This window comes from Kurthia sibirica, assembly GCF_003143975.1.
Lineage (GTDB): Bacteria > Bacillota > Bacilli > Bacillales_A > Planococcaceae > Kurthia > Kurthia sibirica.
Genome location: NZ_QFVR01000012.1, coordinates 1 through 17,187 on the forward strand (window position 1 = coordinate 1; position 17,187 = coordinate 17,187).

The 17,187-nt window shown below is 36.7% G+C and carries 16 protein-coding genes; 4 read left to right on the top strand and 12 right to left on the bottom strand.

The features are described 5' to 3' along the window. Positions 1–716: 716 nt before the first annotated feature. The gene (gene fumC, locus DEX24_RS09810) at positions 717–2,096 is read right to left on the bottom strand and encodes a class II fumarate hydratase (RefSeq protein ID WP_109306258.1); all 1,380 of its coding nucleotides are present in this window, start codon (positions 2,094–2,096) and stop codon (positions 717–719) included. A 634-nt stretch (positions 2,097–2,730) separates the two neighbouring features. Between fumC and DEX24_RS09815 the strand changes: the two genes are divergently transcribed. The 3 genes from DEX24_RS09815 to DEX24_RS09825 all read left to right on the top strand — a co-directional run bounded on the left by DEX24_RS09815 (position 2,731) and on the right by DEX24_RS09825 (position 6,646). Further along, complete coding sequence (locus DEX24_RS09815) at positions 2,731–3,351, top strand: DUF47 domain-containing protein (protein WP_109306259.1); 621 nt, start codon at positions 2,731–2,733, stop codon at positions 3,349–3,351. A gap of 15 nt (positions 3,352–3,366) precedes the next feature. After that, a complete protein-coding gene (locus tag DEX24_RS09820; RefSeq protein ID WP_109306260.1) occupies positions 3,367–4,377 on the top strand; it encodes an inorganic phosphate transporter in 1,011 nt (336 codons plus the stop codon). Positions 4,378–4,540: 163 nt separating this feature from the next. After that, a complete protein-coding gene (locus DEX24_RS09825) occupies positions 4,541–6,646 on the top strand; it encodes an MMPL family transporter (protein ID WP_109306261.1) in 2,106 nt (701 codons plus the stop codon). A gap of 58 nt (positions 6,647–6,704) precedes the next feature. Here DEX24_RS09825 and DEX24_RS09830 read toward each other — a convergent pair whose 3' ends face one another. The 5 genes from DEX24_RS09830 to DEX24_RS09850 all read right to left on the bottom strand — a co-directional run bounded on the left by DEX24_RS09830 (position 6,705) and on the right by DEX24_RS09850 (position 11,627). Then, entirely contained in the window at positions 6,705–7,004 is a 300-nt protein-coding gene (locus DEX24_RS09830; protein ID WP_109306262.1) for a hypothetical protein, read from the bottom strand. 93 nt (positions 7,005–7,097) lie between these two features. Then, complete coding sequence (locus DEX24_RS09835) at positions 7,098–7,706, bottom strand: alpha/beta hydrolase (protein WP_109306263.1); 609 nt, start codon at positions 7,704–7,706, stop codon at positions 7,098–7,100. Between the two features lie 271 nt (positions 7,707–7,977). Further along, a complete protein-coding gene (locus DEX24_RS09840) occupies positions 7,978–8,442 on the bottom strand; it encodes a hypothetical protein (protein ID WP_109306264.1) in 465 nt (154 codons plus the stop codon). Positions 8,443–8,546: 104 nt separating this feature from the next. Beyond that, positions 8,547–9,626, bottom strand: coding sequence for an AI-2E family transporter (locus tag DEX24_RS09845; protein WP_109306265.1), 1,080 nt, complete (start codon positions 9,624–9,626; stop codon positions 8,547–8,549). Between the two features lie 303 nt (positions 9,627–9,929). After that, entirely contained in the window at positions 9,930–11,627 is a 1,698-nt protein-coding gene (locus DEX24_RS09850; RefSeq protein ID WP_109306266.1) for a M3 family oligoendopeptidase, read from the bottom strand. Between the two features lie 193 nt (positions 11,628–11,820). Between DEX24_RS09850 and DEX24_RS09855 the strand changes: the two genes are divergently transcribed. Further along, positions 11,821–12,849, top strand: a complete 1,029-nt coding sequence (locus tag DEX24_RS09855; RefSeq protein ID WP_109306267.1) for a YecA family protein — start codon at positions 11,821–11,823, stop codon at positions 12,847–12,849. Between the two features lie 69 nt (positions 12,850–12,918). Here DEX24_RS09855 and DEX24_RS09860 read toward each other — a convergent pair whose 3' ends face one another. The 6 genes from DEX24_RS09860 to DEX24_RS09885 form a co-directional block, all read right to left on the bottom strand. Beyond that, positions 12,919–13,494, bottom strand: a complete 576-nt coding sequence (locus tag DEX24_RS09860; protein ID WP_109306268.1) for a YdcF family protein — start codon at positions 13,492–13,494, stop codon at positions 12,919–12,921. Positions 13,495–13,632: 138 nt separating this feature from the next. Continuing rightward, the gene (locus DEX24_RS09865; RefSeq protein ID WP_109306269.1) at positions 13,633–14,349 is read right to left on the bottom strand and encodes a YebC/PmpR family DNA-binding transcriptional regulator; all 717 of its coding nucleotides are present in this window, start codon (positions 14,347–14,349) and stop codon (positions 13,633–13,635) included. A 146-nt stretch (positions 14,350–14,495) separates the two neighbouring features. Further along, positions 14,496–15,347, bottom strand: coding sequence for a KPN_02809 family neutral zinc metallopeptidase (gene ypfJ / locus DEX24_RS09870; protein WP_109306270.1), 852 nt, complete (start codon positions 15,345–15,347; stop codon positions 14,496–14,498). Between the two features lie 100 nt (positions 15,348–15,447). Then, positions 15,448–16,002, bottom strand: a complete 555-nt coding sequence (gene lepB / locus DEX24_RS09875) for a signal peptidase I (protein ID WP_109306271.1) — start codon at positions 16,000–16,002, stop codon at positions 15,448–15,450. Positions 16,003–16,173: 171 nt separating this feature from the next. Then, positions 16,174–16,446, bottom strand: coding sequence for a helix-turn-helix domain-containing protein (locus tag DEX24_RS09880; RefSeq protein ID WP_109306272.1), 273 nt, complete (start codon positions 16,444–16,446; stop codon positions 16,174–16,176). A 102-nt stretch (positions 16,447–16,548) separates the two neighbouring features. Then, entirely contained in the window at positions 16,549–17,148 is a 600-nt protein-coding gene (locus DEX24_RS09885; protein WP_109306273.1) for a lysophospholipid acyltransferase family protein, read from the bottom strand. Between the last annotated feature and the right edge of the window lie 39 nt (positions 17,149–17,187).

The window sequence follows — 17,187 nt, forward strand, 5'->3', positions numbered from 1 at the left end:
CACCCGGACTGAGCGAAGCGAGGGAGAAGGCTGGAGCCGTGCCCGCGAAAAGCGTCCGCCGGAACGGAATCAACGGCTACGAGGAAAAGCGAGGACAGGAACGAATTTCGTTCCTGTCCTCGCTTATCTGTGCATAAGTGGACTTTTTCAGTGCCCTCCCACAAAGATAGCTCTTTTTTTGATTGTTAAAAATTAGTTATCCACAACTTTTCGAGATAATAGTTATCCACAGTCCGTATTCTTCATTCGAAAAAAAAGCGGCTACTTTCATGTCCACGTAGTGTTTATACTGTAAATTCCCCTACCCTTTTTCTATAATGTGTATAACTTTTTTCAAAAATTGATAGGTACGTACTTGATTTCGTTGTTAAAAACGTTCATGAAGTTTCAGCACATCCCCTTTTTCAGATGCCTGTTTTTTCTTCACGAACGTTTTTAATATGTAACACGAAAAGAGCCTGAGACAGAACAAAAATAGTCTGTCTCCCATACGAATCATCCAATCAATTGAACGCGCAGGAAACGACTCCTGCGGGAATAGCATGAGCTGAAAACCCCACAGAAGCGCAGTGACGAGGCGTTTGAAGCCATATCCGCGGAAAGCGTTTTTCGCAGCGGACATGGATTGAAATAAAAAATCCCATATGATTTCAAAAAATCATACGGGATTTTCTCTGTTAAAAATACGTTTGTCTCAGGCTCTTCGTATTTTATTACTATTTGATCATTTTACTTGGAACAACCCATTCATTGAATTGTTCTTCTGTAAGAAGACCTGATTCAAGTGCTGATTGCTTAAGCGTTAATCCTTTTTTATGGGCATTTTTTGCAATTGATGCTGCATTTTCATAACCAATATGTGGGTTTAATGCTGTCACAAGCATTAATGAGTTATTTAAGAAATGTTCTAGTTTGTCTTCATTTGCGGTAATCCCCACTAGACAATGTTCATCAAAGCTACGAATTACATCCGCTAATAATGTTGTCGATTGCATAAAATTGTGTAAAATAACGGGTTTGAAAACATTCAGTTCAAAATTACCTTGTGATGCTGCAAAACCAATTGTCACGTCATTTCCCATCACTTGTACAGCAACCATAGTCACCGCTTCACATTGTGTTGGATTTACTTTACCTGGCATGATAGAAGAACCTGGCTCATTTTCTGGAATAGAAATCTCACCAAAACCAGAGCGAGGACCTGAAGCCAACCAGCGAACATCGTTAGCGATTTTCATTAAATCGGCTGCTAAAGCTTTCATTGCGCCATGTGTTGTTGTGATTTGATCATGAGAAGTTAGAGCATGAAATTTATTTGGAGAAGGAATAAATGCTAATCCAGTCTCTTTTGAAATTTCAGCTACAACTTTAGCATCAAAACCATCTGGTGTATTTAAACCAGTACCTACAGCTGTACCACCAATAGCTAATTCTCGCATATTTAACGCTGCTTCTTTAATCATTTTTTCAGAAGCTTCAATCATGTATAACCAGCCACTAATTTCTTGGCCAAGCGTAATTGGTGTTGCATCTTGTAGATGTGTACGGCCAATTTTAATTAAGTGCATAAATTCTTGCGATTTTGCTTGTAAAGTTGCTTTAATTTGCTCCAAAGCTGGCAGCAGATTTCTCTCTACAGCAATTGAAGTTGCAATATGCATTGCTGTGGGGAATGAGTCATTTGAAGATTGAGATTTGTTAACGTCATCATTTGGATGAAGGCGCTCTTCAGAACCTTGTGCTTCAAGGTATTCGTTACCAAGATGAGCAATTACTTCGTTAACATTCATGTTTGTTTGCGTACCTGAACCTGTTTGATAAATGACTAGAGGAAATTGATCATCCCACTCGCCTGCTACGATTTGATCTGCAGCGTGAGCGATTGCATCAGCCTTTATTGATGATAATGTACCCAGCTCAACACAGACAGTTGCGACAGATTTTTTCAAGATTGCATAAGCATGAATAAAATCGATTGGCATCACATCCGAACCAATGCGGAAATTTTGCGTACTACGTTGTGTTTGAGCTCCCCATTTACTAGTTGCTGGTACTTTTATTTCACCCATAGAATCATGTTCAATACGGTATTCCAAGACAGTCATCTCCGTTTCATTATTTAAAAAAGTTTTTCATTTCTTACGGCTCTATCATATCGTTTTCTGAATAACTTGTCTTTCATTGTGCTTCAAATCAGACAAAACACCTCATCGAAAAGGTTTTTTCGACAGATTTTTAAAATTTTGTGACAGCTTTTCTATTCTCAATTACCTTCATTTATTTGGAAATTAATAAATATGGAAACTACACCCATTAACTAGTTCTTTCAGCATAAAAAACCGTATTCCACATACTAAATATAGATGAACGAAAACGTCCACGTATCTTTATTTTTAATGAATAAATATTATTTTTCGACATAATTCCGTACTATTTAGTAGACCTTTTAAACTAGAAAAATGAGTCTTGCTTTTCTTGCTTAAAAACAGCGATAAACCACTGGTATAACAAACTTTACACAGAAATTCCACTCCATAAGAACGCCCTGATTATTTCCTATTATAAAAGTCATTTTTCTCTTTAATTGAGAATCACCTATTTTCTTATATTACAGCATTGTAAATTTTCATTTATTTGAGCATTCTTTTTGTACTGTATTTGACATGAATTTGCTATTATTAATGGTGCGTTTGAAATAACAGATCGATGTATATAAATAGGAGGATTCACATGTTTAGCTCAAAAAAAGAAGACCCGTTCTTTGCAGCACTACACAAGATTGCTGAAAATATTAACAAGTCCGCACATTATGCACAGGATTTTAAAATTACAAGCATCGCTGACTTAAAAGAGCTTAGCGTAACATTGAAAAAATATGAAACAGATGGTGACAAATTAATTCATGAATTGATTCAAATGTTAAACAAATCATTCATGACGCCAATCGAACGTGAAGATATTTTAGAGTTAGCTGTTCGTATGGATGATATTATTGATGGGATCGAAGGTTGTATCGCTCATTTCGAAATGTTCTCTCTTACTGAAGTAGATGACTATATGCGTGATTTCTTAAAATTCATTACACTTAGTACAGATGAAATCGTTGCCGCTATGAAGCATTTATTGAATAAAAAGCTACTTGATATGCGCGATCATGCGATTCTAATCAAAGATTATGAACGTAAATGTGACGAAGTACTACGCACATCAATCAAGCAGTTATTCTTACATGAAAAAGATCCCATTCGCATTATCCAATTTAAGGATATATACGAGCAACTTGAAGAAGTTGCTGATTACTGTCAAAACGTCGCGAATACAATGGACACAATAATCATGCGAAATGCATAGGAGCTGTAAGTAAAGATGGATACTGTATTATTATTAACGATATTAGTCGTAATTACTGCGTTAACTTTTGATTTTATAAATGGCTTCCATGATACAGCCAACGCAATTGCAACCGCTGTATCCACTAGAGCCTTACCACCTAAGGTAGCCGTTACGATGGCTGCTATCATGAACTTTATCGGTGCGATTACCTTCACAGGTGTCGCAACCGCTATTGCAAGAGATATTGTTAATCCGATCGCTCTTGATGGTAGCTATGGTGTAATCATTATCTTAGCCGCATTAGTTTCAGCTATTATATGGAATTTAGCTACCTGGTATTTTGGTATACCATCTAGTTCATCGCATGCATTGATTGGTTCCCTAGTGGGTGCTGCCCTTGTCGCAAGTGGATTTAGCGCTATAAATGGCGAAGGGTTCGGTAAAATTTTAAAAGCGTTAATCATGTCACCATTCATGGCTATAATCCTTGGATTCCTCATGATGTCACTATTTAAAGTTTTATTTAAGAACATGAATTTATATCGTTCAAACAAAGGGTTTAGACGTGTGCAAATCGTGACAGCTGCTGTGCAATCTTTTGCGCACGGGACAAATGATGCACAAAAATCAATGGGTATTATTGCTATGGCCATGATTGCTGGCGGTTATTTAACTGCTGATGCTGGCATCCCAATGTGGGTTCGTATTGCAGCAGCAACTGCTATGGGTCTTGGTACTTCAATTGGTGGCTATAAAATTATTAAAACAGTCGGCGGTAAGATTATGAAAATCAGACCTGTTAATGGCGTAGCAGCCGATCTTTCTTCTGCTATTATCATTTTTGGTGCTACTCAAATACACTTACCTGTCTCAACAACACATGTCATCTCATCCTCTATCATGGGTGTAGGTGCAGCACAAAATGTGAAAGGTGTGAAATGGGGCGTTGCTCGTAGTATCGTAATTACTTGGATTATTACATTACCGATTTCCGCAGCAATGGGCGCACTCATCTTTACAATTTTCAAACTATTTATAAAATAGAACGCACTGATCTCCTCCAACTAAAATGTTTTAGATCTACAGCTTGCTGTGCGAAACATTTTAATTTGAGGAGATTTTTTGTGCTTTTTCACAGAAATAATAGTAATTAGTGAGCTATTTGCGTACACTTATAGAAGTAAGATAAAGGAAAGGTGGCTCCACCATGACTCGCTATGCACAATTCATTACGAAACATGCAAAAATCATTATTGCTCTCTGGTTAATCATCATCGTAATCGGTTCGTTTTTCGCACTTAAACTCCCTTCCCAACTACAAGGTGATGGTTTTGAAGTAGATGGACAACATGCTGCTGTTATGAAAGAAGTGAATAAAAACTTCGATGTACCCGCTCATTCTATACTTGTCGTCTTCGAGAATAAATCGGATGATGCAATTAAAAAGACCTTGCAATCAATTAAAAAGAATATAACTGAAATTGATACAATTCAATCACCTATTGAATTACCTCAGCAACATAGTAAAAAATTATCGTATGCCGTACTTAATTTTAATGATACTGATGAAGATTTAAATCCAATTGTTGATAATTTACGCGCATTAACAAAAAAAGATCCATCCGTTAGCTATACAGGACAACCTGTTATTTCAAAAGATATGAATGTCGCAAGTCAATCCGATCTTGTCCAAGCGGAGATGATTGGTTTACCAATTGCCATCATCGTACTATTGCTAGCATTTGGCACAGTAGTGGCTGCTATTTTACCGATACTTATTGGTGTTGCAACGATTATCACTACCTTTTTCATCATGGTTCTCATCGGTGATTATGTTTCGTTGTCTATTTATGTCTTAAATATTATCCCGATGCTTGGACTCGCATTAAGCATTGATTTTTCATTGCTGTTTATTAATCGTTATCGTGAAGAACGTCTAACAAATAGCATTGAAAATGCCATTCATATCGCAATTAAAACAGCCGGCAAATCAATAATTTTCTCGGCAGTTTGCGTCATGATTGGTCTTGGTGCAATGAGTGTAATTGGCGTTGAATTATTCCAAAATATCGCGCTAGGCGGTTCAATTGTGGTCTTCATAGCTGTCTTGACTGGTCTAACGCTATCACCAGCCGTTCTAATGGTTCTTGGTGATGGTTTGAACAAGTGGACAATCATTCGTGTAAAACCGACTGCGACATCTCGTTGGCATGCTTTTGCTACAGCTGTTATGAAACGTCCTGTATTGATTGTCATTACTGCTTTGATTATTTTAGGGGCGATGATGATTCCTATTAAGGATATTAAATTAACAATCCCTCAAATTGATGCGTTGCCAAAATCTTTTGATGCTCGCAGTGCCTATGAGAAGCTTGATCAAGAATTTGATTTAGGTAAAACTTCCTCTGTTTATGCTCTTGTTGAACGACCAGATGGATGGCATTCTACAGCCGCTTTGAAAGAAATTAGTAAACTGCAAAAAAAATTACAAGATGATTCGCTCGTCAAAGATGTAGCGACAATCTTTACAGCAAGCGATATCGATAGCGTTGCTGATTGGCAACAAGCGATGACCGTTCCACAGCTCAAACCTGCATTGACGAAAACACAGGATGCATTCATTAAAGATGAGCAACTTTTCATCCCAATTACTTTAAATGTAGAAGGTGATTCCTCTGCAGCTCAACAATGGGCACGTGATTGGTCATCAGATGATTTCCAACTTGCGGGCGCTCCAAAATTCAACCAAGAGATTTTCGATGAAATATCGGATAATATCGTCCTTGCTTTAACCATTATCATCCTATCAACATTCATTATTTTAATGATTGCTTTCAAATCTATTGTCATCCCAATTAAGGCCATCTTAATGAATATTCTTGGTCTATCTGCTGCATTTGGTTTGCTCGTCTATATTTTCCAATACGGACATTTTGGTCTAGAAGCAGGTACCATTGTCTTAATTATTCCTGTTATTACATTCTGTCTCGTATTTGGATTAAGTATGGATTACGAAGTATTCCTCATCTCTCGTATTCAAGAAGAATATTTAAAAGAACATAACAATACAAAAGCAACAATTGACGGTCTGACGCAGACGAGTAAGATTATTACATCCGCAGCGCTCATCATGATCGTTTTAACGGGTTCTTTCGCCTTTACGGATGTTTTACCTGTTAAACAGATAGGTGTCGGTATAGCGATTGCTATAGCGATTGATGCGACAATCATTCGTCTATTACTCGTACCAAGCCTTATGAAACTTTTTGGTGACTGGAACTGGTGGTTACCATTCTCTAAAAAGAATAAATAAAAATAAGCCTACAAACGATTGAAACCTAATCGCTTTGTAGGCTTATTTATTTTCATAGTTACCAATAGCTTGATTTCGCTAACATAAAGCGATAGTTTGTTGCATTATTTTTTGCCGTTTGTTTCTTCTCAACACCGTCTAATACTTCTTGCATCTTCAGCTTATGCTGATCTGCCTTTGTTTTAGGTGCTTCGCTATTTTTGATATCAGCTTGTGAATAATTCAAAGGTGATATTGTTTTTTTAGGCATATACTTTTTTTCTACATCCTTTGAGCATTTCTGTGCATCAGCCGATTGCTTGTTCACCTGGTGATTGAGCATTGTAAATTGCGTCTGTACATGATTTATTTCATGCATGATTGTCACCTCTTCCTTAGTATTAGTTCGACGTGAATACTCAAATATGTAGACAAAAAAACAAGCAACAAGAATTCGTTGCTCGTTCCCTAATTATTTCATTGTTGTGTCATACCATTTTTTAGCAGCATTTACTTCATCGGCCGTCAATTGATGACCATGGTCATGCCAGTACATATCAACCTCTGCACCTGCTTGCTCTAAATAGTCTTTTAAACCTGTCGATTGTTCAATCGGACACATTTGATCATTTTGACCAGCACCAATCCACACTTGTAGACCATTTAAATCAGGCATGTCGACATCTGTTCTTGGGATCATCGGATGGTGTAAAATAGCTCCTTTGACAATCTTACCTATTTCAAAGAATAAATTCGCTGCAATATTTGCACCATTCGAATAACCAACCACGATTATATTATCGCGATCAAAGTCATACTCACGCGCTGCCTCATCGATGAAGGCTGCTAGCTCTTTCGTACGCATTGATAAATTATCTAAATCGAAAACACCCATCCCTAATCGTTTGAAGAAACGAGGCATTCCATTTTCGGTTTCACTACCACGTACACCAAGTAAATTAGCTTGTGCATCTAATTGTCTTCCGAGACCCAATAAATCTTTTTCGTTACCACCCGTACCATGTAATAATAATAAAGTTGGGACATGTTCATCTAAACCTTTTATAAAAACACTTTCCATTCGTATCTACCCCCGATTTTATCTCGAATTCAAGATAATTATAATAGAATATATACATAAGGTCAATGAAAGACCCTTGTACTAATTGATGCGTGCAATAAAAAAATACCGACAACTAGACATCAGTTGGCGGCATACTATTTTAACTAATAGAGGACAGGAACAGTTGAAGTGCAATATACACGCACCCGACTGCAATGAAAGTTAGAGCAACAATTATTACGGCAACTTTTTTACCAGACATTCGCATTGCACCTCTTGTTCTTCTATACTATTTAGCTTCTTTGAAACCTTCATCAATCAAGTATTGTTCAGCATCTTCTTTTGTGCCAAAGCTCTCTTCTAAATTGAAGCCGTGATAAACGTTCCAATATTCATCTTCTTGCACTAATAGCAATTGATCATGGCTCGCATTTCTCCAGCTTTCTTCAATTTTCACTTCTTCTTTAGGTTCATCTACTTCTGTTAAATACATGATTGAATCCTCAATAACTTCTAACAATTGTTGTTCGGTTACGTCACGAATATTAAATAATCCACGTTCATCTGATTTATAAGCAAGTAAATCGCCTACATAGACAAAGCCATTTCCATTCGGATGTAATTTTTCTACAACAATTTTTTTGTCATATTTACTACCTTCAAAATGATAGTTTAGGCGGTTCATTGAAATCGATTTTTCAGTTAGCTCAGAAAAACGACCTATAATTTCTTTCTTTTGTTCAAATGTTAGCATAATAGACTCCTTCTTATCGGTTCATTTTAGTATAACATTTCCCGATATTTTGTTTGCAACAATTGTACAAATTTTATATAAGGTTCGATGTTAGCAAGAGATTATTATATCTCTTTTGTCGCCGCTTGCCTAATTTCTATGCGACGTTCATAAATATTTTTCACAATCACTTTTACAACTGCATAGAATGGTACTCCTAGCAAGATACCAAGGAACCCAGCTATATTACCACCCGCTAAAATAATTGTAATCACTGTCAGTGGATGAATATCTAATGTTTTACCCATCACATTTGGTGTGATGAAATTACTATCTGTTTGTTGCGCAACTAATGTGACTACACAGACCCAAAAAGCCTGTATTGGATCATTTAATAAACCGATGATTAGAGCTGGAATGAAGGCAATCCATGGACCGATAAACGGAATAATATTCATAAAGAATGCAAAAATCACGAGGAGGAGTGCAAACTCTAATCCGATGATAAGGTAACCGATGTACATAATTGTTGCCAAAATTAAACTGATCAGCATCTGACCTTGAATATAGTTTTTTAACACATCATTTACTTCTTTTAAAGTTTTAGCTACCCATTCTTTACGTTGACCACTAAATAAGCCATAAATACGAGGAGCAAATTTCTCATGATCTTTTAACATATAGATAAAGAAAAATGGTATTAATATTAAAACGAATGCCCATGATACAATGGTCGCAATAACATCTACAAGGAATTTACTTGTCAGTATGGCATAATCTTTAATCGAATTGATCGCCGTTTCAATTGCATCTTGAACCTGGGATGGTAAGTTTTCACGTTGTTCAATAATATATCTTGTTCCTTTTGATAATTCATTCATTAAAGAGGGTAAAGCTTGAATAAAATTATTTAACTGTGTGGATATCATTGGCCAAATAAAAGACACAAATCCTGCTACAATACCAATTAGTAACACTAAAATTGTTAATATACTTGCCCAACGAGGAAATTTTCGTTTTTCTAAAAATTTTTGTAAGGGTTCTGTTATATAAAACAAGACACCGCCAATTAATAGGGGGGTGAATATCGCACTTAGTAAAACGACTATTGGATAGAATATATGTTTAATTTCCAAAAAGTATTTAATGATTAATAAGAGCAAGAGTATACCTACTGCAGATTGGAACCATACCTTTTTCGTCAAGAACACTCACTTCCTTTCTTTTCATATATAAAAGTATACGACATCGGCTTTCAATAAGAAAATATGAACTGGGCTTCTGATTCTTATTTCCAAAAAAAAAAGCCTGAGACAAACGTATTTTCAACAGAGAAAATCCCATATGATTTTTCGAAATCATATGGGATTATTCATTTCAATCCATTTTCGCTGCGAAAAATGCTTTCCGCGGACATGGCTTCAAACGCCTCGTCACTGCGCGTTTAATTGATTTGATTATTCGTATGGGAGACAGGCTATTTTTGTTCTGTCCCAGGCTCTTCTGTTTTATAATTGATCGTCTTCAACCGAATCTAAGTACTCACGAATGGATACGATTACTTCATCTAAGCAACCTTCCTCAAATGGTGAGATTAAATGGGCTTCTGATACTAATTTTGTAAATGACATGGAACCGCCTAGTGAACAAAGGTGGACGTAATCTTTCCAAGCAGCTTCATGATTTTCTCTTGAACGCTTCCAAAATTGGAACGCACAAACCTGCGCTAATGTATAGTCAATATAATAGAATGGACTCGCATAAATATGCGCCTGACGTTGCCAAAAACCACCCGCTTCCAAATATTCATGACCATCATAATCACGGTGTGGCAAATATTTTTCTTCGATTGATTTCCATGCTGCTTTACGCTCTGCTGGAGTAAAATTTGGGTTTTCATAGACAATATGTTGGAATTCATCAACAGCCACGCCATATGGTAAAAATAATAGACCACTTTCTAAATGTGAGAATTTATATTTTTCAGTATCTTCTTTGAAAAATAATTCCATCCAAGGCCATGTGAAAAACTCCATACTCATTGAATGAATTTCTGCAGACTCATATGTTGGCCATAAATATTCTGGGATTCCTAAATTACGGCTAGAATATACTTGGAATGCGTGCCCTGCTTCATGCGTTAAAACATCGATATCACCTGATGTGCCATTGAAGTTCGAAAAGATGAACGGTGAGTTATAATCTTCAATAAACGTACAGTACCCGCCACCCTCTTTGCCTTTTTTCGCGACCAAGTCCATCAAATTACGGTCTTGCATGAATTGGAAAAATTCATTTGTTTGAGGTGACAATTCTTTATACATTTGCGCGCCTTGAGCCACAATCCACTCGGCATCTCCTTTTGGTACAGGATTGCCCGTAGCATATGTGAAGCCTTCATCATAAAACTTCAACTTGTCAACACCGATGCGCTTCGCTTGGCGTTGACGTAATTCATTGGCATATGGTACGACATACTTTTTAATTTGATCGCGATAACCTTTCACCATTTCCGCATTATAATCTACACGGTTCATATGGATATACCCTAGCTCCACATAATTTTTATAGCCCATTGTCACAGCAATTTCATGACGAATTTTTACAAGTTCATCATATATGCGGTCAAATTCATCTTCATGTTCTGCAAAGAAATTTGAACGTGCTTCAGTTGCTTCTTTACGTATCGCACGATCCTTAGACTCCGTGAATGGCCCTAATTGTGCCAAAGTATATACGTCACCTCGGAAATTAATTTCTGCTGATGCTACTAATTTCGAATACTCAGATGATCGTTTATTTTCTTTTTGTAACAATTCAATTGTGTCAGAAGAAAAACCTTTCACTTGATATTCAGCAAGACTGAACAATTGACTACCATACTTTTCTTCATGTGCTTGACGGAATACAGAAGCATTTAATACTTTATAATATTCTGTTACTAGTTCTTGCATAATCGGACCTTGTTCATCTAAAAAGTCACGTTCTTCTTGGTAATATGTATCATTCGTATCAACTGATGCGCGTATATAAACTAAATTCTCCATCGTAGAATAACGATTACGAATAGCATTAATATCATCGATGCATTCACTTTGTTGTTCTACTGTGTCCGCAGTAGTGAATTTTTCAAGCAGGGCATTCATATCTTCCTTTATTTCTGCAATATCTGGTCTTGAATATTGATATTCTTCAAAAGTTATCATATATTTTCCCTCAATTCTAATTTTTCGAAATTCGAAATAGTTTTCTTTATTATTGAATATTTCGATAAAAATTGCAATTATCTATACTAATATTATGCCTAAATATGAAAAACCGAACGTCAGAGCTTATAATTTGTCGCGTTTTATGCTAATCTATTTTTATGTCTAATTTTTTAAGCGAGGTGCAATACAAATGATAGGTCGTAATGATCCATGTCCGTGCGGTAGTGGCAAAAAGTACAAAAAATGCCATGGTAACACTGCTAACACCGACATTATCCAACTAGTAAATGCTGAATTAAATCGTATTGAGCGTAAATTCATCCAAGAAGTAAACCCAGCAGCAAATTACAAATTAACTCAAAGTTATCAACAATTGCGCACAGAATTATCGTCAGTGTTCCCTGACTTTTTAATAAATGCAATTAATATTGAGGCAAATGTTTATATTGCTGAACCAGAACACTGGCATACTTTTATCACTGAACAAAGTGAAACGACAATGCGTCAACAGGTGCAGGATATTATTTCTCACTGGGCAAACCCACGCTACTTACTTGCACATGTTGAAAGTACTGATGACACATCGATTACATTAAAAGATGAAGTGTCGGGTGAACTATTCACAATCCATAACACCGAAGGTTCTGTACCTGGTGAATGGTTATTCGGTATCGCGATGCCCGATTCACGTTTAGGCGATCACGGCATGATTGTGAAGAGTTCTTCACTATTCATCCCTAAAGCTGATGTAAAAGTGAAAGATGCATTACTTGCTAAGTTACAAGCTGGTGTAACAGATACATTTGAACTTTACAAAGAGTTTTCTTTAGCGAATCATGATTCAGCAATCGTTGTGGAAGATGCTCCAACAGTTGAAGTAGCGTCAACTACTGATGAACAAATCGTAGCCGTTGCTATGCAAGATGAAGCATCTACTTTTGAAGATTTAGTAATCGAACTTACGGCTAAATATATCAAAGAATATAATTTAGAAGCATCTACTTTCACGACAAAACTTGCTGCATTCCTAGCGGAAGAAACAGTGAAAGCCAAAAAACCTGAAACTGTAGCTGCCAGTGCGATCCTTGCGGGTCAAGCAACTGCAACTATTCCTGAAGGTGGCTTATCTAAAGTAAAAGATGTGGCTGAATACTATGAAGTATCATCATCTACTTTAGCTAAATACCGTAAACAAATTACCGAATATCTAGAAAAATAAGCCGCAGCACCCTAAAAAGACAGATGCCTTGATGATAGATTATTCATCGATTGGCCCTGTCTTTTTTTGTCATTTCCACAATGTGATTTTTTGGGCGATAAGCCCTAAGCGTTCACGTACTCCTGCTTTAAAGGCAATTGTTGTTGGTGTTTTTGCAGAAACAACATCTGCATCCATACCAAAATAATTTGCGATCATTTTGCCTCTCGCTAAATGAAAGTCATTAGAAATAATCGTTGTTTTTTGTTGAGGTTCCAACATTTTCGCCATAGAAAATTTTATATTTTCATAGGTCGATGTAGATTGATCCTCCAGTATTAAACGCTGTTCATCCATCCCTCTAGCCAGCAAATAATTGCGCATTGCTACCGCTTCGCTTTCATTTTCATCGGCACCTTGTCCTCCAGATAAAATGAGTTGCACTTGTGGATATTTTTTTGCGTAATTATAGGCTGCATCCAAACGATTTTTTAAGGCTTGTGATGGTACGCCATTTGCTTTAATTTTTGCACCTAATACGATAGCGTATTTTGCGCTACCATCCGCTACCGGCTTTTGGCCTCTATCAATTAGATACCCCATACCAAACCAAAAACCACCAAAAATAATCATGAGTACTAGTATCATTTTTATTAACCACCTCATATATATGAACCTCCTTATCGTTACTAACTAGAACGATAAGGAGATGTTTACGTTCCATTAATCCGCTTTATTATAGTGTTATAAAAAAGGCGTACAATACGAAATCACTTCGCCTGTACGCCTTTGATTTGTTGACAATTAAGCCAATTCTACATTGTGATATACTTGCTGAACATCTTCTAGTTCCTCAAGTGCATCAATCATTTTTTCGAATTGCTCTTGAGATTCTGTATCTAAAGGTAACTCATTTTGAGCAAGCATAGCAATTTCTGCTACTGTAAATTCTTCAATTCCTTCTGCTTTTAATGCTTCTTGAACTGCTGAAAATTCAGTTGGCTCTGCATAAATCATCGTCGTTTCTTCTTCCTCGAAAACATCACGAACATCTACATCAGCCATAATTAGTAACTCTAAGACATCCTCAGCTGATTTTCCTTCGATACCAAAAACTGCAGTACGATCGAACATATAGGCTACCGATCCACTTACGCCCATATTCCCACCATTTTTCCCGAATGCAGAACGAACCTCTGCAGCTGTACGGTTTACATTATTTGTTAGAGCATCTACAATCACCATAGAACCATTTGGACCAAAGCCTTCATAGCGTAACTCTTCAAATACTTCATCCGTATTACCTTTTGCTTTTTCTATTGCACGATCTACGATGTGTTTTGGAACACTATATGTTTTAGCACGCTCTAATACGATTTTAAGTGCACCATTTGATTCCGGACTAGGATCGCCAGATTTTGCCGCTACATAAATTTCGCGACCAAATTTTGCGTTGATACGACTTGCTGCTGAATCTTTTGAAGCTTTTTTCTCTTTAATATTATTCCACTTACGTCCCATGTGAGTTCACTCTCTTTCGATATTAGGTCACTTAGTATAAATCAGTGTTCAAATCACAGTAATTCAACCAGTTTATTGCCTAATTATTTACTGTCACATTATACACCAAAAAGTGATAAAAACCTATATTCCGAATTGAAAATGAATTATAGGTTACTTGCTTTGAATGTATCGCCATGTTGAATATCGCCGTATTCATATCCCTTTTCAAGCCAGGTCATTCGTTGCTTAGATGTACCATGTGTAAAAGAATCTGGTACAGCATATCCTTGTGCCTTTTTCTGTAAAGTATCATCGCCGATTGCTTGAGCGGCTGTGAGTGCTTCTTGGAAATCACCACGATCTAAATAACCCTCTCCTTGAACATGTTTTGCAAATACTCCCGCATAGTAATCCGCCTGTAATTCTAAACGTACTGATAGATCATTATACGCTTTTTGTGAAATTTTATTACGTTGATTATTTACTTTTTGTGATGTTCCGAGCAATGTTTGCACATGATGCCCTACTTCATGTGCTACCACATATGCCATAGCAAAATCACCTGGTGCCTTATACTGCGTGCGCAATTCATCATAAAAACTTAGATCTATATACAATTTTTGATCGCCTGGGCAGTAGAATGGACCTACAGCTGCTGTTGCGTTACCACAGGCCGAAGAAACTGAGTTAGTATATAAAACCAATGTTGGATTTTTATACTCAAGATTATTTTCTGTAAAAACAGATGCCCAAACATCTTCAGTATCTGCCAAAATCACTTGGACAAAATCTGCAATTTCTTCTTCTTCAGCTGTTGGTTTATAATTGGAAGCTGTTTCTGTTTTTACTTGTGTCGGGTCTGTTCCTCCTAAAATATCACTCGGATTACCACCCAGAAGGGTATAAATAATAACGATTATAATACCGATGCCTCCAAGTCCTCCACCAATTACTGCTGGACTTTTACCGCGACGATCTTCGACATTTTCACTCTTTCTTCGCCCTTTCCACTCCATAGAACGTCCTCCTTATTTTTTTACTGTATACCCCTTCCAAATCATATATATTCATATAAAAAAACAGAATCCAATGAGTGGATTCCGTTCATGCTAGCTATTATTTACTCGTCCAAGGCCAAAATTTAAAGACGACGACACCGTCAACTGAATCTTTACTAATAAAGCCATATTCACGACTGTCTGCACTATTTTGACGATTGTCTCCAAGAACAAAGTATTGGCCATCTGGCACAACTTTTTCTCCCGTAATATCTTGCATGGTGAAATCTTCTGTGAAGTTTACACCATCCGCTTTATATTCTTTTACGTGGTCAGCTTCATAGGTTTCCTCATATTTTTTATCATTAACATACAGCGTATCATCAACCATTTTCACCGTATCTCCCGGCATACCAATCACGCGTTTGATATAATGATCTTCAACATCTGGTGCTAAAAATACGATGACATCAAAGCGTTCGACCTTACTTATTTTACTAATAATGACACGATCATTATTGTGATACGTATTCTCCATCGATTCACCTTTTACGGTTACTGGCGCAAATAAAAATTGTCTACATAAAAATGCAATTGCTACTGCAATAATGATTGGCCATACCCAAGACATCAGTTCTTTACCTTTTGAAGGCTTTTTTTCCGTATGTTCCATGTTATTCATCACCTTTTACTTAAGTTATATTTCTAGTCAATTATGACATTTCTACTATTCCATAATCAATCTATACCCTAGTTTCGCAAAAAAAAGACTATCGCAAACACTTTTTTTGTGTAGGATAGCCTTTTATTTTGCCGTAATCTAATTGATGTCTGCATTATGTAGTTAATGTAGCTCTTGTAAATGATTCTCAGTAATACCTAGCACTTCATAAACCTTTTGCAATGTAGTTTCACGAACCTTCGTATCCCCACGTTCGATTCGACTAACTGTTTTCTGTGTTACGTTTGCACGCTCTGCAAGCTGTGATTGCGTAAGACCAACTGTCATTCTCTGTTTAAAAATAATTTGACTACGTTTTTCAGCCATTAATTCTAAAGCAGATTTTTCTACTACTGCAATATTTTGTTCCTGACCGTATGAATCTACTGATACCATTTTACGACACCCCTATAATATAGTTTTTTGCGATTCTTATTCCCATCCAACTTTACAATCTCGACTACATATTGCGAACTCCCCTGAATTCGAATATCTAAACTATTCTAGGTCTATCTTTTTTTGTAATTCTTGTTGAAGGTTGACGAGTTGATCCTCGAGCTGTTTCGTGAACTCTTCTCGTCCTTCTTTGCCTTTGGCTGTCACATAAATCGGTGTACCGTAAATAATGTATCCCTTTGTCTTTTTAAATACATCTTTTGGGTTGTTTGGGCCAATATATGCAGCAGGAATAATAGGCGCTTTTGATAGCTGAGCAATAGTAATCGCTCCTTGCTTCAAAGAAGTACCTTCTGCGTTACGTGTACCGCTCGGGAAAATACCAACAACTTTTTTCTCTTTAATCAGCTGTCTTGGTACCTTAATAACACTCGGTCCCGGATTTTCACGATCCACGGGAAATGCATTCATCTTTGTGATAAACCATCCTAACGCTTTGCGATCATACAGTTGTTTCTTTGCCATGAAATGGATTGGCTTTGGGTAAAGCGATATCCCTAAGTTCAACATATCAATCCAGCCAGTATGTGTACAGGCGATAATATAGCCCTCATCCTTTGGTAGATTATCCTTATCATATACTTTGACTTTATTGAATAAACCTAAAAATATTTTCACTAAATAAGCGACGATTCGATACAATTTCTTACTCCCTTACACAATAAACTACAATAGTTGCTT